The organism is Kaistella haifensis DSM 19056 (genome assembly GCF_000735695.2).
In the GTDB taxonomy this organism is placed as follows: domain Bacteria; phylum Bacteroidota; class Bacteroidia; order Flavobacteriales; family Weeksellaceae; genus Kaistella; species Kaistella haifensis.
Genome location: NZ_JASZ02000009.1, coordinates 17194 through 37651 on the forward strand (window position 1 = coordinate 17194; position 20458 = coordinate 37651).

Annotated in this window: 26 protein-coding genes; 11 read left to right on the top strand and 15 right to left on the bottom strand. The window is 38.1% G+C overall.

What is annotated here, in order from left to right; all coding sequences use genetic code 11:
- The first annotated feature begins 38 nt into the window (after positions 1-38).
- The 4 genes from AP75_RS05655 to AP75_RS14240 all read left to right on the top strand — a co-directional run bounded on the left by AP75_RS05655 (position 39) and on the right by AP75_RS14240 (position 2307).
- Positions 39-1166: a hypothetical protein gene (locus tag AP75_RS05655; RefSeq protein WP_221404531.1), complete on the top strand. Its 1128-nt coding sequence runs from the start codon at positions 39-41 to the stop codon at positions 1164-1166.
- On the top strand, positions 1163-1492 hold the full coding sequence (locus AP75_RS05660; protein WP_218250454.1) for a metal-sulfur cluster assembly factor: 330 nt from the start codon (positions 1163-1165) through the stop codon (positions 1490-1492). Before AP75_RS05655 ends, AP75_RS05660 begins: the two co-directional genes overlap by 4 nt.
- A gap of 98 nt (positions 1493-1590) precedes the next feature.
- On the top strand, positions 1591-2079 hold the full coding sequence (locus AP75_RS05665; protein WP_031503114.1) for a hypothetical protein: 489 nt from the start codon (positions 1591-1593) through the stop codon (positions 2077-2079).
- Positions 2080-2139: 60 nt separating this feature from the next.
- Entirely contained in the window at positions 2140-2307 is a 168-nt protein-coding gene (locus AP75_RS14240; protein ID WP_158212068.1) for a hypothetical protein, read from the top strand.
- Between the two features lie 115 nt (positions 2308-2422).
- Here the strand turns inward: AP75_RS14240 and AP75_RS05670 are convergent, their stop codons facing one another.
- The 5 genes from AP75_RS05670 to miaE all read right to left on the bottom strand — a co-directional run bounded on the left by AP75_RS05670 (position 2423) and on the right by miaE (position 5840).
- The gene (locus tag AP75_RS05670; protein ID WP_031503116.1) at positions 2423-2722 is read right to left on the bottom strand and encodes a type II toxin-antitoxin system RelE/ParE family toxin; all 300 of its coding nucleotides are present in this window, start codon (positions 2720-2722) and stop codon (positions 2423-2425) included.
- Positions 2715-2966 carry a type II toxin-antitoxin system ParD family antitoxin gene (locus AP75_RS05675; RefSeq protein WP_031503117.1) on the bottom strand — a complete coding sequence of 84 codons (252 nt, stop codon included), beginning with the start codon at positions 2964-2966 and terminating at the stop codon, positions 2715-2717. The genes AP75_RS05670 and AP75_RS05675 overlap by 8 nt, the downstream gene beginning before the upstream one ends.
- A 151-nt stretch (positions 2967-3117) precedes the next feature.
- Entirely contained in the window at positions 3118-4494 is a 1377-nt protein-coding gene (locus tag AP75_RS05680) for a tryptophanase (RefSeq protein WP_031503119.1), read from the bottom strand.
- Between the two features lie 77 nt (positions 4495-4571).
- On the bottom strand, positions 4572-5192 hold the full coding sequence (locus tag AP75_RS05685) for a DUF502 domain-containing protein (protein ID WP_031503121.1): 621 nt from the start codon (positions 5190-5192) through the stop codon (positions 4572-4574).
- A 66-nt stretch (positions 5193-5258) separates the two neighbouring features.
- On the bottom strand, positions 5259-5840 hold the full coding sequence (gene miaE / locus AP75_RS05690; protein WP_031503123.1) for a tRNA-(ms[2]io[6]A)-hydroxylase: 582 nt from the start codon (positions 5838-5840) through the stop codon (positions 5259-5261).
- A gap of 157 nt (positions 5841-5997) precedes the next feature.
- On the opposite strand from miaE, the gene AP75_RS05695 reads away from it, so the two are divergent.
- Positions 5998-6240, top strand: a complete 243-nt coding sequence (locus tag AP75_RS05695) for a hypothetical protein (RefSeq protein ID WP_031503125.1) — start codon at positions 5998-6000, stop codon at positions 6238-6240.
- 33 nt (positions 6241-6273) lie between these two features.
- Here AP75_RS05695 and AP75_RS05700 read toward each other — a convergent pair whose 3' ends face one another.
- Complete coding sequence (locus tag AP75_RS05700) at positions 6274-7368, bottom strand: acyltransferase family protein (protein ID WP_031503127.1); 1095 nt, start codon at positions 7366-7368, stop codon at positions 6274-6276.
- Between the two features lie 200 nt (positions 7369-7568).
- On the opposite strand from AP75_RS05700, the gene rplU reads away from it, so the two are divergent.
- The 3 genes from rplU to AP75_RS05715 all read left to right on the top strand — a co-directional run bounded on the left by rplU (position 7569) and on the right by AP75_RS05715 (position 9277).
- Positions 7569-7994: a 50S ribosomal protein L21 gene (gene rplU / locus AP75_RS05705; RefSeq protein ID WP_031503129.1), complete on the top strand. Its 426-nt coding sequence runs from the start codon at positions 7569-7571 to the stop codon at positions 7992-7994.
- Positions 7995-8020: 26 nt separating this feature from the next.
- A complete protein-coding gene (gene rpmA / locus AP75_RS05710) occupies positions 8021-8278 on the top strand; it encodes a 50S ribosomal protein L27 (protein WP_027376950.1) in 258 nt (85 codons plus the stop codon).
- Between the two features lie 153 nt (positions 8279-8431).
- Positions 8432-9277 carry a UDP-2,3-diacylglucosamine diphosphatase gene (locus AP75_RS05715; protein WP_031503134.1) on the top strand — a complete coding sequence of 282 codons (846 nt, stop codon included), beginning with the start codon at positions 8432-8434 and terminating at the stop codon, positions 9275-9277.
- A gap of 1 nt (position 9278) precedes the next feature.
- On the opposite strand, the gene thiL is transcribed toward AP75_RS05715, so the two are convergent.
- Both thiL and AP75_RS05725 read right to left on the bottom strand, forming a co-directional pair.
- Positions 9279-10331: a thiamine-phosphate kinase gene (gene thiL, locus AP75_RS05720; RefSeq protein WP_031503136.1), complete on the bottom strand. Its 1053-nt coding sequence runs from the start codon at positions 10329-10331 to the stop codon at positions 9279-9281.
- A gap of 41 nt (positions 10332-10372) precedes the next feature.
- Positions 10373-10900, bottom strand: coding sequence for an acyl-CoA thioesterase (locus AP75_RS05725; protein ID WP_034767167.1), 528 nt, complete (start codon positions 10898-10900; stop codon positions 10373-10375).
- 138 nt (positions 10901-11038) lie between these two features.
- Between AP75_RS05725 and AP75_RS05730 the strand changes: the two genes are divergently transcribed.
- Positions 11039-12244 (top strand): BaiN/RdsA family NAD(P)/FAD-dependent oxidoreductase, encoded by a 1206-nt coding sequence (locus AP75_RS05730; protein ID WP_088263812.1) that lies wholly within the window; start codon positions 11039-11041, stop codon positions 12242-12244.
- A gap of 65 nt (positions 12245-12309) precedes the next feature.
- Positions 12310-12633 carry a bacteriophage spanin2 family protein gene (locus AP75_RS05735; protein ID WP_262488053.1) on the top strand — a complete coding sequence of 108 codons (324 nt, stop codon included), beginning with the start codon at positions 12310-12312 and terminating at the stop codon, positions 12631-12633.
- A 77-nt stretch (positions 12634-12710) separates the two neighbouring features.
- Here the strand turns inward: AP75_RS05735 and AP75_RS05740 are convergent, their stop codons facing one another.
- From AP75_RS05740 to rsfS, 5 genes are all read right to left on the bottom strand, one after another.
- Positions 12711-13364, bottom strand: a complete 654-nt coding sequence (locus AP75_RS05740) for a phosphatidylserine decarboxylase family protein (protein ID WP_031503142.1) — start codon at positions 13362-13364, stop codon at positions 12711-12713.
- A gap of 6 nt (positions 13365-13370) precedes the next feature.
- Positions 13371-14249 carry a phosphatidate cytidylyltransferase gene (locus AP75_RS05745; protein ID WP_031503144.1) on the bottom strand — a complete coding sequence of 293 codons (879 nt, stop codon included), beginning with the start codon at positions 14247-14249 and terminating at the stop codon, positions 13371-13373.
- 57 nt (positions 14250-14306) lie between these two features.
- Entirely contained in the window at positions 14307-14888 is a 582-nt protein-coding gene (locus tag AP75_RS05750) for an LUD domain-containing protein (RefSeq protein WP_088263814.1), read from the bottom strand.
- Between the two features lie 116 nt (positions 14889-15004).
- Positions 15005-16999 (bottom strand): ATP-dependent zinc metalloprotease FtsH, encoded by a 1995-nt coding sequence (gene ftsH / locus AP75_RS05755; protein WP_088263816.1) that lies wholly within the window; start codon positions 16997-16999, stop codon positions 15005-15007.
- A 52-nt stretch (positions 17000-17051) separates the two neighbouring features.
- Positions 17052-17414: a ribosome silencing factor gene (gene rsfS, locus AP75_RS05760; RefSeq protein ID WP_031504575.1), complete on the bottom strand. Its 363-nt coding sequence runs from the start codon at positions 17412-17414 to the stop codon at positions 17052-17054.
- Between the two features lie 87 nt (positions 17415-17501).
- On the opposite strand from rsfS, the gene AP75_RS05765 reads away from it, so the two are divergent.
- Positions 17502-18218 carry a biotin--[acetyl-CoA-carboxylase] ligase gene (locus AP75_RS05765; RefSeq protein WP_031504577.1) on the top strand — a complete coding sequence of 239 codons (717 nt, stop codon included), beginning with the start codon at positions 17502-17504 and terminating at the stop codon, positions 18216-18218.
- On the opposite strand, the gene AP75_RS05770 is transcribed toward AP75_RS05765, so the two are convergent.
- Positions 18212-19306: an LptF/LptG family permease gene (locus tag AP75_RS05770; protein WP_031504578.1), complete on the bottom strand. Its 1095-nt coding sequence runs from the start codon at positions 19304-19306 to the stop codon at positions 18212-18214. The two genes, AP75_RS05765 and AP75_RS05770, sit on opposite strands and share 7 nt — an antisense overlap.
- Before the next feature lie 15 nt (positions 19307-19321).
- Positions 19322-20458: a tRNA guanosine(34) transglycosylase Tgt gene (gene tgt / locus AP75_RS05775; protein ID WP_031504581.1), complete on the bottom strand. Its 1137-nt coding sequence runs from the start codon at positions 20456-20458 to the stop codon at positions 19322-19324.

Sequence of the window (20458 nt, forward strand, 5' to 3'; positions counted from 1 at the left end):
CGCCGCAGTCGTTTACCCAGCACTATTTCACGCCGCATTTGCTCACCATTGTGCATATCGCTGCGCTGGGCTGGGGAACCATGATTATTTTCGGGGCAGCACACCAGCTTTTACCCGTCATCTGCGAGCAGGATCTGTACAGCGAAAAAATGGCAGCGGCGAGTTGGTACACCTTAACCCTTGGAATCATCTTGCTCACCTGGAAATTCTGGAACTTCGATACAGGTTGGGTGATGATTACCGGCGGATCGCTGATTGTATTTTCCGTGTTGCTTTTCGTGATTAATGTTTTGAAGACGACAAGGATTTTCAGGAAATTCGCCACCCAGAAACTCTTTCTCATCAGTTCTTCGCTGTGGCTGCTTTTTACGGTTTCGGTCGGGCTGTTACTCGCGATAAACCTAGGTCTCACGTCGCCCATATTTCGGGTAAGCCATCTGGAAATTCTGAAGCTTCATGCGCACATGGGTATCGCGGGCTGGTTTCTGCAGCTCATCGCCGGTGTAAGCACAAAGCTGGTTCCCATGTTTCTGCTGGGGAAATCGGAGAAGGAACATCTGCTTAAAAAAGCCTTTATCTTTCAGAACCTTGGGCTCATCTTATTCCTGGTTGACGGTTTTTTCTTTGAGGTAACGGCGCGCGTGATGATTTACGCTGCGCTGGTTTTAACAGGAATCGTATTCTGGCTGCTTTTTCTTTTTGATGTTTTCAGAAACCGTTTGAGAAAAAGAATCGAACTGCTCATGAAGCACACCTTTCTTTCTTTTCTGAGTTTAATTCTGGCCATACTGCTGATTCCGGTGGTGTATTATTCCGAAGGTTACCGATGGACGATGGTGTACGGCACCCTGATTTTCCTGGGCTGGATCACGAATATCATCCTCGGCAAAACCTTCAAAACGCTGCCCTTCATCATCTGGAATACCCATTATAAAGATCTTACAGGGAAGGCAAAAATTCCTTTACCGAAAGACCTTTTCAACGCGAAACTCACCATCTGGCAGTTCAGGCTTTTCATTGCGGCGTTCCTGGTTTTTGCGTTGGGGTTGGCGCTTCAGCAGTTAACAGTGATCAGAGTCGGACTTGTTTTATGGCTCGCCGTAGCGGTGATCTACTGTCTGAATGTTTTTAAATTAATCTTTCACCAATCAAAAAAATCAGCATGATATTCAACGAAAACGATAAAACCTACGATATGCAGCGCCGTGCCGAAATGGCGCTTTACGAAGTGATAGACCCTGAACTGATGGTCAACATCATCGATCTGGGTCTGGTGTACGAAATTAATTTCCCCGAAGAAAACAAAGTGCAGGTCGTGATGACGCTTACTTCCCAGTTCTGCCCCATGGGTGATGCCATAAAAACCGGTGTACAGAACGCGTTGGAAACAGAATTCCCCGGCATCGAAGTAGAAATTGAACTCACCTTCAGCCCCGCCTGGAATTACGACTGTGTGTCGCAGGAGGGAATGATGCAGCTGCAGAACAGGTAATTTGCGGATTAGGAAGAGAATAAAAAGGGTTTTTTAACGGTGGTTGAAAAGCCCTTTTTCTATTACTTTAGTTGCACTAACCATAAAAACACAATGTTATGCCCATCAACAACCTGAACAATGCGCACCTTACTGAAGCGCAGATGAACGAAATTAAAACCGCGCTTACCACGCTGGAAACTGCCCTCGCACCTCTTACTGCAACCCTTACCCCGGATGAGCGCAGCACCTACGGCAGTGTGAACGAGCAGAACAAACTCCTCATCAACAAAGTGTGGGATTACCGCCAGAACAGCGCCCACCTTTCGCAGCCTGATCTTGACTGGGCTGAATTTGAAAACGATCTGAAGAGCCGGCAGTTTATCGAAAACATCGGGCACCGCGTAGCTGCGCTGGATGAAAGGCTGAAGAACTCGAAAATTCTGCACGACTACGATAGCTATCAGGCAGCGCTCGATGATTATGCCTACACGAGTTACAAGGCCGGCTCCAATGCCGCGGGCTACGAAACCAAGATGAACGAGCTGAAGCAGTTCTTTCCCCGAAGCGGTAAACGCCCTGCGCCTGCTCCTGAAGGAGAAGAGTAACTGATTTTTACTTAATCAAAGACAGCCTGTGGTTTCCGCAGGCTGTTTTCTTTTATTTTAATGAACCGTTTCGGTTGTTTGGAGAACCGTTTCGGTCAAAAGGCTAAAATTTTAAGTTCCGGGGCTAAACGATTAGGTTCGCGACTTAAAGTTTTGGGTGTTGCACCGAAAGTTTTGGCTTCGGGACCTAATGGTTTGGGTAAAGGACCTAAAGATTGGGTAAAATGAGCTAATGGATTGTGTTGGACGGAGAAGTTCAGGAGTTAGGATCGGAAGAGTGGGGGATTTTGGGAAGCGGGTGGAAATTAAAATCCGCTCAGCAATGCCGAACGGATTTTGTTTATTAATCCTTTAATCTACTTTTCAAATCCATTTCAGCGCCAAGAATTCTTTCCACTTCAATTGCTGTCGGATTCAGAATTCTGTAGAATATGATATGTTTATTCGCCAGGAAACCAAAAAACTCAGAATTTATTTCGGTGTAGTTTTTTCCGATATTAGGATTTTCAGCAATGAGCTGGCAAAAGTCAATTAACTCTTCGTAGTATTTATCTGCCTGTTTTTCTGACCAAAATTCAAAAGTATATTCATAAATTTTAGTGAGGTCCTCAACTGCTTTATTGGTGAAGTAATATTCAGCCATTACTTTTCAATCTGGTTTTCAAACTTTCAAGGTGTTTTTTCGGATTAAAATCTTCGGCAATTCCGCTGTCTATTCCTTCCTGAATTGCGTTTTTCAGGATTTGAATTTTGTTTTCTTCCTCTTCTAAAAGTCTTAATCCGGCACGGATAACTTCACTTGCGTTTTTGTATCTTCCCTGAGTCACTTTTGCATCAACAAAATCCTCAAAATATTCTCCTAAGGAAACAGATGTATTTCGTCCCATTGTTATTTGATTTAAATTTAACAAATCAAAGTTACCAAAATTTGGTAATTCAATCAAATTTAATTTTAGGGAATGGCATTTAAAAATCATAACTAATAATTGCCACGCAAAATAAAAATCCGCTCAGCAATGCCGAACGGATTTTGTTGTTTTAAGCTTCTTCCAGTTTTACCGTGAAGTGACGCAGGATTTCAGATTCCCAGGTAATGTTGTACCCTTTCTCGATTTCGTCGCGTCGGTCGTAAACATATTTGATGGCGACAGCAATATAATCCATGTGATTGTTGGTGTACGTTCTGCGCGGAATGGCAAGCCTTACCAGTTCGAGTTTCGGGTAGCGGTTTTGTCTCGTTTGTGGATCACGGTCGGCTAATATTGTGCCGATTTCCACGGTGCGGATGCCGGCTTCTTTGTAAATTTCGTTGGCCAAAGTCTGCGCTGGATATTCTTCTCGCGGAATATTGGGTAAAAATTTCAATGAATCGATAAACACCGCATGTCCACCAATCGGCTTCTGAATTGGGATTCCGAATTTTATTAGTTTATTTCCAAGATATTCAACCTGCGAAATTCGGCTTTCTAAATATTCAAATTCTGTAGCCTCGTTCAAACCAACCGCCAATGCAGCCATATCTCGTCCTGCCATTCCACCATAGGTAATGAAGCCTTCGTAAATAATGGTCATGTTGGAAGCGGCTCGGAAAATATTTTCATCATTCAACGCGATAAATCCACCGATGTTCACGAGGCCGTCTTTCTTGGAACTCATCGTCATCCCAACTCCATAAGAAAAAACTTCTTTCGCAATTTCCTTTATGCTTCGGTGTTCTTGGCCTTTTTCTCTTTTTTTAATGAAATACGCATTCTCGGCAAATCTCGCTGAATCAAAATAAATCGGGATTCCATACCGGTCTGAAAGTTCTTTCACCGCTTTCATGTTTTCCAATGAAACCGGTTGTCCGCCGGAGGAATTACACGTAATTGTAATTAAACAAAAAGGAATTTTTTCTTTAGGATAGGTTTTATAAACATTTTCCAGTTTTTCTAAATCAATGTTTCCTTTGAAAGGGAAAAGATTTTCAATATCGAAAGCCTCATCCACCGTACAATCGATCGCGTGAGCTTTTCTAATCTCAATATGTCCTTTGGTAGTGTCGAAATGAGAATTTCCCGGAATCACATCGCCTTCTTTCACTAAAACCGAAAATAGTACATTTTCAGCGGCTCTTCCTTGATGCGTTGGTAGAAGATATTGAAAACCGGTGATCTCCTTTACGGTTTCATGAAGTTCTTCGAAACTTCGGGATCCAGCGTAGCTTTCGTCTCCCGTCATCAGGGCAGCCCATTGTTGGTCGCTCATCGCACCCGTTCCGGAATCGGTTAAAAGATCAATATAAACTTGCGAAGATTTTAAATTGAATAAATTATAGTCGGCGTTTTTCAGCCATTGTTCACGTTCTTCTTTTGTAGATTGGCGGATTTCTTCCACCATTTTAATTCGATAGGGTTCAGCGTAAGGAAGTTTCATTTAAGATTGCATTTAAGGTTAAGAATGAGGTTGAAAATGTGCTTTGAGATTTAATTAAAATCAAATTCAGCATCAAATCATTCCGGAGCCTTAAAAACATTGTCGTCCGAATGGAAACCTGCAACACCGCCACTTACCGCAAATTTCATGGCTTGTGCAGCACTTACATTATTTAAAATTTGAATATTGCTTGCTTCTACAAAAACTACCCAACCGGAAACGGCATAAGAATGGGGAAGATAAACCGAAACATAACCCGGGAATCCCACGGAGGAAAGGTCGCGCTGGGTAAGGAATCCGATCCGCCAAATAGCAGGATTTTCGGCAGTTTTGATGAGAACGGGTTGGTTGAATTTCTTTTTATCGCCCACGAAGGAAGTCATCACATCTTTCAGTGAAGTGTATATGAATTTGATCCCCGGAGTATGCTCCAATAAATAATCAAAACTATCAACCACAACACGTCCGATAATGAATTTGTTTCCGAGATAGCCAATTAATGCGGTTCCGCCGATTACAGTGAAAAAAGTAATGCCGGGATAAAGTTTTTCGGAAATCGTGGGAATCATATTATCGATGCTGGAAACGATGTACCAGATGATCCAAATCGTCGCAGCAAAAGGCCCGATAATTAATAAACCTTGGAAAAAAGATTTTACCAAGGTGTTGAGGATTTGTTCAAGCTTTTGTTTCTGCATCTTTTTTCCGAAAGTAAATTGGCTTGGGTAAAAATAGGAAAATTTCGATGATTTTCGTTAAAATTTTTATCCGTGAATGCTTTCTTTTTTACCGTAAGATTTGATGATTTCAGCTTCATATTCCAGCCATTCTTCCCATCGTTGGTTCACTTTTTCGGGATCACCCAACTGGCGCGCAAATTTGATAAAGGTGGTGTAATGATTCGCTTCAGAAATCATCAATTCTTTGTAAAAAACCTTCAATTCCTCGTCTTTGATGTTTTCGGTAAGTACTTTGAATCGTTCGCAACTTCGGGCTTCGATCATCGCTGCAAAGAGCATTCGGTCGATAATTCTTTCGTCTCGCGTACCACCGTGTCGAATGAATTTAATGAGTTCACCCACGTAATCGTCTTTTCTTTCTCTGCCGAATTCGAAACCGCGTTTTTTAATGATTTCGTGAACCATCTGAAAATGCTCCAACTCTTCCTGAGCGATGAGAATCAGTTCGGTTATAATATCGGGATATTCCGGCAACATGGTGATTAGGGAAATCGCATTGGTAGTCGCTTTTTGTTCGCACCAAGCGTGATCAGTGAGGATTTCCTCCAAGTTTCCTTCAGCAATATTTGCCCATCTTGGATCGGTAAGAAGTTTCAGCTTAAACATATCGAAAATTTTAAAACAAATTTAAAGATAATTTACTTCACAATAGATTGTGGATTTCTCAATGATATTTCAATTTTTTGGAGAAAATAGAGGTTTAGTTAAATAAAATTGGCATTAATATTGACTAATGAGAAACATAACAATAAAAAAATAAATTATGAACACGCAATTATTATCAGGAAAACTAGAAAAATTTGGATTGTCAATTCTTGCTTTTTTCTTCAGTGTTTTGGCGATGGCTCAGGATGCAACCAAATCTCCAGATTTGAATGTGGATGTAACTACAACTAAAACCACGACTACTGAACAGTGGTTTAGCAACCCTATCTATTGGGTGTTTGGCGCAGTGGTACTTATTATCATCATCGCACTGATTGCCAGAGGTGGCAAAAACAACTAGTTTTCTTTTTTTATCTAAAAAATGTAAGCCGTTTCAATTCGTTGAAGCGGTTTTTTTTCGGAGAAATTCCAATATTTTCCAGCCGAAAGCGTCTATTTTTTTCAATCCTTCAGCGATAATTACTGCCAACAAAATATTGATGAGGTAAATGATGATCATTAAAATCCACCATTGCATTTTGTCCTTTAAACCAACTACTATAAAATAAACCAGCGACGAGCTGATTCCCTGTGCAAAGTAAAAAAATATCGCATTTTTTCCGATGTACGTTATGAAACTTTCCTTACTGATTTTCAATCGGTTGTATAAAACAAAAAGTGTAACCAAAGAAAAACTGGACCAGAAAATGTATAATAATTTCGGTGGAAATTTAGCTTTATTCATCTTCATGAAAAGTTCTTTGCCCGAATTCCAGAAGAGTAAAATGAAAATTAGAATTAAAATTCCGTATAAAATAGGAATCCATTTGGTGGGAATTTTCTTTCCTTTAAATCGATTGGCCAATAAAAATAGTCCTAAATAAAATGCAACATAACCAACTTGTCCTGTTGGATAATATTGTGGTAAAAGATTGAAAATCAAAGTTAAACCAAAACACAAACCGATAAACCAATTGAGGTGCTTCGGGAAGAATCTAAGAATCAGCACTCCGAAAACGGTAAGGATAAAATAGACTTTCAAATACCAAAAACTTCCCATCACGACTGGAAAAGTGTCTGCGTTGGTGTACTGATGCAGATACCAATTACCGAGATTTTGCCATTGCGGAACATCGGAAATGTTTTGTGGTACGTACTTTGTCCCGAAAGTAGAGTAGAATTCCTTCATCCATTCTAAACCAAAAATATTCAGCCCGAAAACTTTAAAAAAATAGTCGAGGAAGAAGAGGAAAGTCACAAAAATCATGTAAGTAATCTGCAACTTCAGCAAACGATAAAGGGTTTTCTCTACATTTCCGCCCGAGGTTAATCCGCTTAATGCGTAAAATAAAGGCACATCAATCAATAGAGACAGAACCCGCATTTCGGTAGGAACATAAAACTGTCCGGACCAGAAAACGGTGTGAATAAAAATAATCGATAAGGTGGCAAAACCTTTGGCAAAATCAATGTATAAATCTCTTTTCATAATGGTAATAAAATCAAATTTAATTAAAAATCTTATCTAAAAATGTTTTTCATTAAGAATAAAAGAAGTTTTTCGATTACGAATTTCATCCTCAGTAACTTATAGGTAAAAATCTATTAAAAAGTTTTATAATGATTGTGGATAACTCAAAAATAATTATTACTTTTGCACCTCGAATTAACTAACAAAATTTATAAACAATGTTTGCAATTGTAGAAATAGCAGGGCTTCAATACAAAGTTGAGCAAGACCAGAAGTTGTTTGTGCACCGTCTGAAAGGAGATAAAGGAGCGAAAATATCTTTCGACAAAGTTCTTCTTACTGTAAACGGTACTACAACAATCGGCGCCCCGGCTGTAAGCGGTATCACTGTTGATGCTGAAATCTTAGACCACGTAAAGGCTGATAAAGTAATCATCTTCAAAAAGAAAAGAAGAAAAGGTTACGAAAAGAAAAACGGTCACAGACAATCTTTAACTCAAATTCAAATTACTGGAATTACCGGTTTTGATGGTGGTAAAAAGGAGAAAAAAGCTGAGCCAAAAGCAAAAAAAGAAGTAGCAGCTACTGAAGAGAAGCCTGCTAAGAAAACAACCAAAATAGCAGACAGCGAAACTGCTGAATAATTTTAACCCAAAAACCTTAAAATAAAATGGCACACAAAAAAGGAGTTGGTAGCTCCAAGAACGGTAGAGAATCTCACTCTAAAAGATTGGGTGTAAAGATTTTCGGTGGACAGGAAGCGATTGCTGGCAACATCATCGTGAGACAAAGAGGTACACAACACCACCCAGGTGAAAATGTGGGAATGGGTAAGGACCACACGCTTCACGCATTAGTTGACGGAAAAGTAGTTTTCAGAAAGAAACAAAACAACAGATCTTTCGTATCTATTGAACCAAACGCATAATTATTGCGAACCGATTAGTCGGAAATAATACAAATCCCCTTTCGAAAGATTGGGGATTTTTTATGATTTGAAGTTCGCAGCTTTTTGGGCAGCAAAATTAATTTTAAATTCATCCATATTTCATATTCAAATCTTACTTTTGGAAAAACAGATATGGCAAAGAGAGAAGTTGAAATCGTAGTTCTTTCCGACATTCATTTGGCTACATACGGTTGCCACGCTACAGAATTGGTCGCTTACCTGAAAAGCATTAACCCAAAATTATTGATTTTAAATGGCGACATCATTGACGGATGGGCTTTTTCTAAGAAATATTTCCCCAATTCGCACATGGCGGTTCTGAGTGAGTTTTTTAAGATGATGAAAAGCGGAACCCAAATCATCTACATCACCGGAAACCATGATGAATTCTTACGAAAATACAGTGATTTGAAAATGGGAAATCTCTTTCTCACCGACAAGTATTTGCTGGAAATCAACGGTAAAAAACATTGGTTTTTTCATGGTGATATTTTTGATCATACAACCAAAGGAGGCGCAAAAATCATTGCGAAAATCGGCGGAATTGGCTACGATTGGTTGATTTTACTCAACAGAGCCATTAATTTTATCCTCGAAAGTTTCGGAAGAAAAAAAGTTTCGCTTTCTAAAAGAATTAAAAATTCAGTGAAAAATGCAGTAAAGTTCATTGGCGATTTCGAAGAAAAAGCAATCGAGCTTGCCATCGAAAACCATTATGATTACGTGATTTGCGGCCATATCCATCAACCAGCAGACCGGAAAGTAACCCAGGAAAATGGATCGGTTCACTACCTGAATTCCGGTGATTGGATCGAAAATTTATCCTACCTGGAATACAACAATGGTGAATGGAAACTTCTGTTTTTTGATGAAAATAAATTTGAAAAACCTGAAATTGAAGACAACGATATTTCCGTAAACGTCGAGGAATTGGTACATCCCAATGTTTTCGCAGCGTTTGTAGGAAATAAATTTTAATTTATTTTTTCAAAAAAGCATCCCAACCTTGCGCGTTCAGTGCGATAAGCTCATTACTTCCTCTTGCTACCAAATAATTTCCGTGTTCTAATTCCACAGCATGACCGATAATGCTGAAATCCGGATGATTTCTGATTTTCTCGAAATCTTCAGGAGAGATTGTGAAGAGCAATTCAAAATCTTCACCTCCATTCATCGCACACATCGCAGGGTTCAAATTCAGTTCATCTGCCGTAGAAATAGTTAAAGAATCCATCGGAATTTTCTCTTCATATAATCTGAATCCTACTTTGCTTTGATCTGATAAGTGAAGAATTTCAGAAGATAATCCGTCCGAAATATCAATCATAGACGTTGGTTTTACACCGAGCTCATTTAAAGTCTTTTTGATGTCGGTTCTGGCTTCTGGTTTCAATTGTCTTTCGAGAATATAATCATAACCTTCCATTTCAGGTTGCATATCTGGATTCGCGAGGTAAACGGCATGTTCTCTTTCCAAAATTTGCAAACCAAGATACGCACCTCCTAAATCACCAGTTACCACCAATAAATCATTGGGTTTTGCGCCACTTCTTTTCACGATATTTTCAGAATCTTCCATCCCAATTGCGGTGATGCTCATCACCAAACCAGAATTAGAACTCGTCGTGTCACCACCTACTAAATCAACTTTATAATGCTTGCAAGCTAACGCAATTCCGGCATATATTTCTTCCAAAGCTTCCACTGGAAAACGATTAGAAACAGCAAGGGAAACTAAGATTTGTGTTGGAATAGCATTCATTGCTGCGATGTCGCTAATGTTTACCACAACTGCTTTGTAACCAAGATGTTTAAGAGGAACGTAGCCCAAATTAAAGTGAACCCCTTCTGCCAAAATATCCGTCGAAACAACTATTTTTTTGTTCTCAGGATCGATTACCGCAGCGTCATCACCAATAGAAATTTCTGTGGAAGTATTCTTGAAACTAAAATTTTCGGTTAAATGTTTTATGAGTCCAAATTCACCATAAGTTGAAATGGGCGTAAGTTGCGGATTTTTATCTTCGAGCATTATTTAAAGTTTTTGTGAGTTAAGAAATTAGAAAAATATAACTAATCTTCTTTTTGTTTTCTCCAAGTAAAAGTGTCTCTTTTATGAAAAGCTTCTACATTTTCTGGGCGGAAAGGAAGATCTTTAAGATCTTGTTTGGTTAATATTTTCGTGTTCTCAGAGCTGAATTCCTTCATTACTTCCAAAATATCATCGGGCGGAGTGGTTGTTTTTCGCAACATCATATCGATCCAAACACCGGTTGCTTCTGAAGTTGCACAGTGAGTTCCGTCGGGTAAATAGAATTTATGTAAAAACCGATAAATACTGGCATCTTCCGACATTCCAGCGATTTCTGCACTTACATAAACCGTTTGATCAGCATATATTTCTTTGAAAAAGGAATATCTTTCATGTAAAATTACAGGGCCGATTCCCCATCTGCTCAGTTCTTTAAGTCCCATTTTATGAGTGTTCATAAAAGCCATTCTGGTTTGCGCACAATATTGCACATAAGAGGAATTTGCAAGATGTTTATTGGCGTCGATATCGCTCCATCTTACATCAAATTTATAATGGTATAAAGACATTTGGTGTTATTTTTAGTTTACAAAACTACGCATTAATCATGGGGTAGAAAAATCGTATTTTTGCAAAATTCTATGCTACACTTTATTTTATACTTAAATTAAATCAGTGAAATCGTATAGCTTTAAAAATTCCAACTTGTGAAGAAACAAATCATCATCATCGGAGGCGGAGCGGCCGGTTTTTTTTGCGCTGCAAACCTCGACGAAAGTAAATATTATGTCACCATCCTCGAACAAAATTCCGAAGTTTTGCAGAAAGTGAAAATTTCCGGTGGTGGGAGATGCAACGTCTCTCATGCTTGTTTCGATCCAAGAGATTTGGTAGGATTTTATCCGCGGGGAAACAAGGAACTTCTAAGTGTTTTTCACCAATTTCAGCCGGGAGATACTATGGATTGGTTCGATCAGCGAAATGTTTCCTTAAAAATTGAGGACGATAACCGTATTTTTCCTGAAAGTAATTCTTCACAAACCATCATCAATTGTTTGATGAATGAAGTGAACCAGAAAAATTTCACCATCAAAACGAAATCCGTTGTTACAGAAATTGTAAAAAATGCCGAAGATTTTCTTGTCAAAACTAATTCTGGAGATTATACTGCAGATTTTGTGATTTATTGCACCGGAAGTTCGCCAAAATCCTTGAAAATTTTACAGAATCTTGGTCATCAAATTGTAGAGCCGGTTCCTTCGCTCTTTACTTTTAATATTAAGAATGAGACCCTGAAAGATTTGATGGGAACCAGTTTCCCCAATGCAGAAGTGGCAATTCCTGAATTGAAAACAGATGAGTCCGGACCAATGTTGATTACGCATTGGGGACTTTCTGGACCGGCGATTTTGAAAACTTCAGCTTGGAAAGCTCGCGAATTGGCAGCATTAAAATATCAGTTCGATATTCTTGTGAACTTTATCGGAATTGATATGGAGGAAGCAAGAGAAATGTTCATGAAATTTCGCCAAGAAAATCCAAAAAAATCTATTGGAACCGCGAAAATATTTGAAATTACTACCAGATTTTGGCATCGAATTTTATGGATTTCAAAAATTGATTTAGATAAAAATATTTCCACAATTTCTTCCAAAGAACTCCAGGATATTTTGCAGAATCTTTGTAAAAATGTAATGAAAGTTACTGGAAAATCTACTTACAAAGACGAATTCGTCACAGCGGGCGGAGTCAATTTAAAGGAAATTAATTTTAAAAATATGACCAGTAAAGTCATCGATCGATTTTATCTTGCTGGCGAAGTTCTAAATATTGACGCGGTTACAGGAGGGTTTAATTTTCAAGCATGTTGGAGTGAAGCTTGGTTAATCGCACAGGACTTGAATAAGCTTTAATTATTTTCGAGACCATGATTTTATAAGTTTTTATTTATTAAATTTGAAAAAAATAAATAAATATAATGATAAAATTTGCACCTATATTCGCTATATTGATGATTTTCATACTGTTATCGTGCCAAGTAAGCGTGGTGAACCAACAGAAACCGATACAAAATAATTCTTTGGAATTGTACGAAAAATATACTTTCCAGACGCAAGATGCGAAAGTCATCAAAATGAAAGTACTGAAGCAAGACAACGAAAATATTTACGGAAAAACAAAAGCCGGAGAAGATGTTGTGCTAAGCAAAATTAACGTTCGAGAAGCGAAAAAAGTAGATATCGTAGCTTCGGTTGCTATTGGTTTAGCAGCACTTGCAGCGGTGATTTTCGTTCCAATTTAATTGGTAGATAGAAAGAAAATAAAAAAAGAATCAGTGGAAATGCTGATTCTTTTTTTTGTGAAATATTTTCTAAATTTTTAAGCTTGCATCTTTGCAATAACATCGATACCGCCTTTGGTTTTATCACCAATTTTGCATACGATCTCAGTGTCCAACGGTAAGAAAACATCCATTCGGGAACCGAATTTTATGAAACCAAATTCGTGCCCTGCTTTTGCCGCATCGCCTTCATTACAATAAAAAACGATTCTTCTTGCTACATAACCTGCGATTTGACGGAAAACAACTTTATGATTCGTTAAACTTTCAACTGCAACTGTAGTTCTTTCGTTTTCGGTAGAAGATTTTTCGTGCCAAGCAACCAAATATTTTCCCGGATGATATTTTTTGTAAATCACTTTTCCGGAAACCGGATAACGACAAATATGAACATTCAGCGGAGACATAAAAATAGAGATTTGGATGGCTTTTCCTTTGATGAATTCATCTTCTTTAACCTCTTTAATCATCACCACTTTACCGTCAACAGGGGCAATTACGTTTTCTTTATGAGCCAAAATATCTCTTTGCGGAACACGGAAAAACCAAAATACCAATCCGTAAATTATTAATAATGGAATAATGATAAGGAGCGACCATTCCTTTAGAAAATAAACCGATAGGAATGTAAGTAAAGCGAACACAATACTTGCAACGATGATTGTTCCGGTGGATTCTTTATGGAGTTTCATGAGTTTTTATATAAATTTTTCTAAAATAAAGTACAAATATACGGCAGGTGCGCAGATAATAAAACTATCTAGTCGATCTAAAATACCGCCATGACCAGGAATGATATTTCCTGAATCTTTCACACCGAATGTTCTCTTCAATTGGCTTTCCACAAGATCACCGAGTGGCGCAAAAACGGAAATTAAGAATCCTACTACGATCCAATTTCCACGCAAATCGGGGTGAAATCTTTCAACAAAAAATGATAGAATCAACGTTAAAATCACTCCTCCTGCGAAACCTTCCCAAGTTTTTTTAGGAGAAATTTTTGGAGCCATTTTATGTTTTCCGAAAAGTTTTCCGGCAAAAAAAGCAAAACTATCGCTGCTCCAAATGAGAGCAAAAAGAAAGAAAACCTCTAATGTAAACGTGTCGTCATACGAGCTAAATTTTGGCAATCCAAGCGCAAAACCAAACGGTAATGAAAGATAAATCACTGTGAATATCAATTTTCCATTGTCGTAATACAATTCTTTCGGAAACTTGAAAAGTGTGATCACGGCAATTACAATCAGCGAAAGTGCAAGGATTTCTGAAAGATTGAAATTGAAATAAAATCCGTGTTGGAAAAATCTCTTTGAAAAGCGATAAAAAACCAGAACAATAAGCGGGAAAACTAACCATTTTTCCCAACTTTTTGGGTTGAACTTCATCATTTTCACACATTCCCAAGCTCCTACAAACGCAAAGAAAGTCATTAAGCCGTAAAAAAGATTTTCTTGGCGAACAACGAGATCGGGAGAGATTTTGTTGATCAAATTAGCGCCGAGCGGAGTGGTGCATAAAATGACTAGAAAACCATAAATTGCACCTCCGAAAAGCCGTTGAACTAGATTTTTATCCAAAATTTATTGATTAAGCGTGTTAGGTTTTCCCGGGAATTCTTTATACTGAAGGAAAAATTAATCTTCGAGCAAAAGTAAGAAAAGTTTCGTATTGTCTTTGTTCGGAGTATCTAATTTTGAATTGCTACCGCTGATTGAGGTTAGGTTACGAATATTTCCGTTGCGTTTGATTTTGCTCATCGCATCGTTCAAATTGGTCACGATTTGCGAAACATTCGCCATAATGATGATCTTTTGCGGAAGTCGCGAAGAATGATAGTGCAGAATATTGTTGTGCGACAGCATGATTCTGCCGTCGTAGGCAATTAGGTATTCACAGGTAATTAATGCAGCGTCGTTGAACAATTCCAGTTCTGTGGTATATGGAACTTTCACTACATCTAGGAAATTCTTTAAATCTTCATCCCAGCAAAATACGGATTTAATATCTTCGATTTTCAGAATGTGATTGAGGGTTTGCAACGCTTCGGCTTCATCAGCACAATAATTAAAAAAACCTCCGGAATGGGTAAATAATTGGGCAAATTTATAGTCGAGATCTGCATTTTTCAGCTGATCTCCAAGTTTGATCAAATCCGGATTTTCTTCTTCCTCAGGTTGATTTAATATTTTGCCAACAATTTTTTTAAAAAGACTCAATTTCTATCGAATTATGCGATTGATACTACAAAAATAGAAAATATTTATTATAGGAGATAAAATTATAAAAAAAAACCTGATAATTTGCAGGTTACCGCAATTATCAGGTTATTAATTTAAATCTGTGTATTAGATTCCGGACCTAAAATGGTTTCCGGTGATTCGTTTTCAGGAGTGTGAGTGTTGGAAACCGGATGCTCAGTAAGTTCAGGATCCCAAGCTCTTTGACCGAAAATTTCTTCTAAATCTTCTCTGAAAATCACCTCTTTTTCTAGAAGTTTATTGGCCAATGCATCAAGTTTATCTTTGTTTGCTGATAAAATTTGTAATGCTCTCTGATATTGAGTTGCAATGATTTTCGAAATTTCTTCATCAATTATTTTGGCAGTTTGCTCAGAATATGGTTTCCCGAAATTGTATTCGGATTGACCAGAACTATCATAGTAGGAAATGTTTCCGATTTTTTCGTTTAAACCATAAATTGTCACCATCGCCTGAGCTTGTTTGGTAACTCTTTCCAAATCGGAAAGTGCTCCGGTAGAAATGTTTCCGAAAATTACTTGTTCCGCAGCTCTTCCCCCTAAAGTTGCACAAAGTTCATCGTACATCTGTTCAGTTGTTGTAAGCTGCCTTTCTTCCGGTAAATACCATGCAGCGCCTAACGATCGGCCTCTTGGTACAATGGTAACTTTCAATAGAGGAGCAGCATGTTCCACGAGCCAAGAAATGGTTGCATGACCAGCTTCGTGATAGGCAACTCTTCTTTTTTCTGAAGGTTTTATTGCTTTATTTTTCTTTTCTAAACCACCGATGATTCTGTCTACAGCGTCTAAGAAATCTTGTTTATTTACAGATTCATGGCCGTTTCTCGCAGCAATTAGGGCTGCTTCATTACAAACATTTGCGATATCAGCACCACTAAATCCCGGAGTTTGTTTAGCCAAAAATTCTCTGTCGATATTTTCATCAAGTTTAATTTTCGCCAAATGCACGTCGAAAATTTCTTTTCTTTCGTGAAGTTCGGGCAAATCAACATAAATGGAACGGTCGAATCGGCCGGCTCGCATCAACGCTTTATCCAAAATGTCAGCTCTGTTGGTTGCTGCCATTACGATTACATTGGTATCTGTTCCGAAACCATCCATTTCGGTAAGCAATTGGTTAAGAGTGTTCTCTCTTTCGTCGTTACCACCGGTGAAATTTCCTTTACCTCTCGCTCTACCAATAGCGTCAATCTCATCAATGAAAATAATCGCCGGAGATTTCGCTTTAGCTTGCGCAAAAAGATCGCGAACTCTGGAAGCTCCAACTCCCACAAACATTTCCACAAAATCGGAACCCGAAAGTGAAAAGAAAGGAACCTTTGCTTCACCAGCAACAGCTTTTGCCAAAAGGGTTTTACCTGTTCCCGGAGGACCTACTAAAAGAACTCCTTTCGGAATTTTGCCTCCTAATTTGGTGTATTTTTCAGAATTTTTAAGGAAATCTACCACTTCCTGTACTTCTTCTTTTGCGCCTTCTAATCCAGCAACATCTTTGAAGGTTACCTGTACTTTTTCCTTTTCATCAAATAATTTAGCACGCGATTTTCCGATGGAGAAGATCTGTCCACCAGGACCGCCACCTCCGCCGCCCATCATTTTTCGGAAGATCACAAAATAGAATAATGCCATAATTGCGATCCAGAAAACAGCCGTGAAAAGCAGTTCTGTCATTGGGTTTTTGCCAATTCCATAGTCTCTTTTAGTTGCAATGGCGGGGTTTTCCTGCTTGATTTTATCGAACTTTTCAAGGAAAAGCTGTAAATCACCAAAACTCAATGTATAATCTGGTTTTGGTGCAAAATCAAATGTAGAAAATGGACTTTTATCTTTGGCAACTTGCTTATTGGCAAGTTCTGTTTTTGCAGCTTTGGTTAAGAAGACATCCGCTTTTTCGGTGTCTTTATATATCATTACATCCTGAATTTTTCCTTGCTGAAGCAGTTGAAAGAAGCCTTCTTCGTCGAGTGAATTGGAGCTAGAATCGCTATTCATGTTGGTGAAGAAGAACAGCAATACTGCTGCGATCAGTATCGGAAAAAACCAGTTAAATCCTTTGTTGTTATTCATATCTGTTTTTATAAAAATTTTGACGAAAAAAGAATTCCGTCAATGCTTTAGATTAATTTTCTATTTTAGTGATTTTGGCATCGCCCCAAAGCTCCTCGATATCGTAATACTCACGGGTTTCTCTTTGGAAAACGTGTACTACAACAGACACATAATCGAGCAGAACCCACAGCGAATTTTCAGTTCCTTCCACATGCCATGGTCGGTCTTGTAACTCGTTTCGAACTTTTTTTTCAATGTTTCCGGAGATTGCTGAAACTTGAGTATTGGAGTTTCCTGTGCAAATTATAAATGTTTGAGCTACTGAGTTTTCGATGCTAGAAAGATCGAAAATCATGATGTCTTCACCTTTTGTATCTTGTATTGCTTCCACGATTTTGTTGGTAAGCAGTTGTTTTTCTGTAATTTTATTCATTAAAAATCTTGTATAATCTGCAAATTTATTGTTTTTTTATTTAATTAAAGCCAATTTTGCTGTTTCTATCTCTTAAAGTTTTCATAAATGAGCACACTTATTTTCCTTGAAAAATGTACTTCTACTAATGACGAAATTCTCAGGCATTTTACTTTAACGCGATCTGCACATTTGGCGATTTATACCTTTAACCAAACTCGAGGAAGAGGGCAATATGGCAATAGCTGGAACTTATCGGTAAACCAAAATCTTGCTTTTTCGATGGCTTTACCGGTGGATCAATTCACCATTCGGGATCAATTTATCAATTTTCGTACCGCTGAAGTTTTGGCTAATTTTCTTGCCATAATGACAAAATCTACTGTAGAAATCAAGTGGCCGAATGATTTGATAATTCAGAATAAAAAAGTAGCAGGAATTTTAATCGAGAAAAAGAATATTGATGGAATTTCTTATTTTATTATCGGAATTGGTTTGAATGTTTTACAAACTGATTTTCAAGATCTTAAAAAGGCGGGTTCTTTGTTTACGCAAACTGGAATAAGCTTTCAACTTCATGATTTCGCAAAAGAACTTTATGAATATTTAATGGAAAACTTAACCAAAAAAGCCTCAGAAGACAATATTTTGAAAGAAATCAATCACCGATTATTCAGAAAAGATAAAGTTTCTGTTTTTTCACACCATGAGATGAGACAGAATGGCATCATTAAAAATGTAGATGAAGAAGGTTTTCTTTGGGTTGAACTGGAAAATGACGGTTTGAAAAAGTTCTATCACAAGGAAATTGAATTGCTTTATTGATTGGCTCTTTTGAAATAAAGATACAAAGCAATTGGTCCGAAAATGAGATTTGGAAACCACATCGCAAGAAGCGGTGGCATACTTTTATTCTCGGAAACCACCTTCAGCACCTCAAATGAGAACACAAAAACAAATGCCAATGCAATTCCTAGCGCAAGATTGAGCCCCAATCCGCCACGTTTTTTTTGTGAAGACAAACTAAGCCCCAAAAAGGTAAGAATAATTACCGAAACCGGCATCGAAGTTCTTTGGTAGAGCTCATTCAAATAGCTGTTCAAGTTTGCGTTTCCTTTTTCTTTTTCGCGATCGATGAATTTGATGAGTTCTGGAGTGGTTTTATTTTGCCCCAACAAAACATCCGGGAAAAGCTCTTCCGGCGGATGACCAAAACTTTTGTTCAACGTGTTTCCATTGTTGAGTTTTTCTGTATCGTCTTTATTGATGGTTTTTTCGAAATAATTATTAAGCGAAAAATATTTTTTGTCTTTATCCCAATAGAAATCGTTGGCGTTCAACTGATAGATTAATTTTTTGTTCTTATCGAATTTTTGATAAATAAATCCAGAGCCGCGTTTTTCTTTTTTATTATAACTTTTAATAAAGATATATTCGGTTTTGGAAAGTTGGGTAGAAACTTCGGAATTTCCGGTGAATTCCGCACGGCTAACCGCATTGTAAGTGTAAGGTTCCAACTCGTTTTTCTTGATATTCGAAAGTGGCAAAACGAAATGATTGATTAAAAGAGCGATTAACGCGATGAATCCCGATGTCAGCAAATAAGGTCTTGCAAAACGATGAAAACTCGCCCCAGAACTTATAATGGCGACAATTTCAGTGTTATTGGCGATTTTGGAAGTAAAGAAAATCACCGAAATGAAAACCAAAATCGACATGAAAGTAATGATCAAATTGATAATCCAATACGGATAAAAATTCACGAGAAATTCTGAAACTTTAAAGCCATTGGACTCAATTCTCGGAGCTTTCGCCTGAACATCGATGACCAAAACGATAATCGTCAACAATCCCAGCATAAACCCAAAGGTTCCGAGGTATTTTTTGATGATATATAAATCGATTATTTTCATGAACATGGTTCCTTGTTAGAGTCTTGTTTTCAGCGTAGGGATTACCGAGTTTTTCCACTCGTAGAAATCGCCGGCTATAATGTGTTCTCTGGCAACTCTTACCAAATCGAGGTAGAACGCCAAATTGTGTACCGAAGCGATCTGTTTTGCCAAATATTCTTTCGCAACGAACAAATGTCGGACATACGCTTTGGAATATTCTGAATCCACATAACTGGTCCCGAACTCGTCTAACGGAGAAAAATCGCTTTCCCATTTTTTATTTTTCATGTTCATCACACCGTTCCAAGTGAAGAGCATTGCGTTTCTTGCATTTCTTGTCGGCATCACACAATCCATCATATCGATTCCGAGACCGATGGATTCTAGGATGTTCCACGGTGTTCCGACGCCCATCAAATATCTTGGTTTGTCTTTGGGCAAAATATCGGTTACTTCGTCGGTGATTCGGTACATTTCCTCTTCAGGTTCACCCACGGAAAGTCCGCCAATTGCGTTTCCGGCTGCGTTTTGTTCGGAAATAAATTCCGCCGAAATTTTTCTTAAATCAGAAAAAGTAGAACCTTGAACAATTGGGAAAAGTCTCTGTTTATGTCCATAGATTTCCGGGTTTTCTTCGATCCATTCGATGCATCTTTTTAGCCATCGATGGGTCATTTCCATAGAATCTTTGGCCAAATTGTAATCGCAAGGATACGGCGTACATTCATCAAAAGCCATAAAAATATCAGCACCAATTTGACGCTGGATTTCCATAGATTTTTCAGGAGAAATGAAATGTAAACTTCCATCGATGTGTGATTTGAATTTCACACCTTCTTCGGTTAATTTTCTGGACTTTGATAAAGAAAAAACCTGATAACCACCGGAATCGGTAAGAATCGGCAAATCCCAATTCATGAATTTATGTAAACCGCCTGCAGCCTGCATAATATCCATTTTCGGACGTAAATTGAGGTGGTATGTGTTTCCTAAAATAATTTGAGCTTTGATGTCATCGCGAAGTTCTCTTTGATGAACAGTTTTTACAGAAGCTACCGTCCCAACAGGCATGAATATTGGAGTTTGGATGGTTCCGTGATCTGTAGTAATGGTTCCGGCTCTTGCTTTTCCGGTCGTTGTATTGTTGATTTCGAAAAATTGGGACATCAT

Excerpts from the sequence above, each read along its gene's own strand:
- AP75_RS05660 (WP_218250454.1), top strand. The coding sequence starts at position 1,163 with ATGATATTCAACGAAAACGATAAAACCTACGATATGCAGCGCCGTGCC.
- AP75_RS05665 (WP_031503114.1), top strand. The coding sequence starts at position 1,591 with ATGCCCATCAACAACCTGAACAATGCGCACCTTACTGAAGCGCAGATG.
- AP75_RS14240 (WP_158212068.1), top strand. The coding sequence starts at position 2,140 with ATGAACCGTTTCGGTTGTTTGGAGAACCGTTTCGGTCAAAAGGCTAAA.
- AP75_RS05670 (WP_031503116.1), bottom strand. The coding sequence starts at position 2,722 with ATGGCTGAATATTACTTCACCAATAAAGCAGTTGAGGACCTCACTAAA.
- AP75_RS05675 (WP_031503117.1), bottom strand. The coding sequence starts at position 2,966 with ATGGGACGAAATACATCTGTTTCCTTAGGAGAATATTTTGAGGATTTT.
- AP75_RS05680 (WP_031503119.1), bottom strand. The coding sequence starts at position 4,494 with ATGAAACTTCCTTACGCTGAACCCTATCGAATTAAAATGGTGGAAGAA.
- AP75_RS05685 (WP_031503121.1), bottom strand. The coding sequence starts at position 5,192 with ATGCAGAAACAAAAGCTTGAACAAATCCTCAACACCTTGGTAAAATCT.
- miaE (WP_031503123.1), bottom strand. The coding sequence starts at position 5,840 with ATGTTTAAGCTGAAACTTCTTACCGATCCAAGATGGGCAAATATTGCT.
- AP75_RS05695 (WP_031503125.1), top strand. The coding sequence starts at position 5,998 with ATGAACACGCAATTATTATCAGGAAAACTAGAAAAATTTGGATTGTCA.
- AP75_RS05700 (WP_031503127.1), bottom strand. The coding sequence starts at position 7,368 with ATGAAAAGAGATTTATACATTGATTTTGCCAAAGGTTTTGCCACCTTA.
- rplU (WP_031503129.1), top strand. The coding sequence starts at position 7,569 with ATGTTTGCAATTGTAGAAATAGCAGGGCTTCAATACAAAGTTGAGCAA.
- rpmA (WP_027376950.1), top strand. The coding sequence starts at position 8,021 with ATGGCACACAAAAAAGGAGTTGGTAGCTCCAAGAACGGTAGAGAATCT.
- AP75_RS05715 (WP_031503134.1), top strand. The coding sequence starts at position 8,432 with ATGGCAAAGAGAGAAGTTGAAATCGTAGTTCTTTCCGACATTCATTTG.
- thiL (WP_031503136.1), bottom strand. The coding sequence starts at position 10,331 with ATGCTCGAAGATAAAAATCCGCAACTTACGCCCATTTCAACTTATGGT.
- AP75_RS05725 (WP_034767167.1), bottom strand. The coding sequence starts at position 10,900 with ATGTCTTTATACCATTATAAATTTGATGTAAGATGGAGCGATATCGAC.
- AP75_RS05735 (WP_262488053.1), top strand. The coding sequence starts at position 12,310 with ATGATAAAATTTGCACCTATATTCGCTATATTGATGATTTTCATACTG.
- AP75_RS05740 (WP_031503142.1), bottom strand. The coding sequence starts at position 13,364 with ATGAAACTCCATAAAGAATCCACCGGAACAATCATCGTTGCAAGTATT.
- ftsH (WP_088263816.1), bottom strand. The coding sequence starts at position 16,999 with ATGAATAACAACAAAGGATTTAACTGGTTTTTTCCGATACTGATCGCA.
- rsfS (WP_031504575.1), bottom strand. The coding sequence starts at position 17,414 with ATGAATAAAATTACAGAAAAACAACTGCTTACCAACAAAATCGTGGAA.
- AP75_RS05765 (WP_031504577.1), top strand. The coding sequence starts at position 17,502 with ATGAGCACACTTATTTTCCTTGAAAAATGTACTTCTACTAATGACGAA.
- AP75_RS05770 (WP_031504578.1), bottom strand. The coding sequence starts at position 19,306 with ATGAAAATAATCGATTTATATATCATCAAAAAATACCTCGGAACCTTT.
- tgt (WP_031504581.1), bottom strand. The coding sequence starts at position 20,458 with ATGATGTCCCAATTTTTCGAAATCAACAATACAACGACCGGAAAAGCA.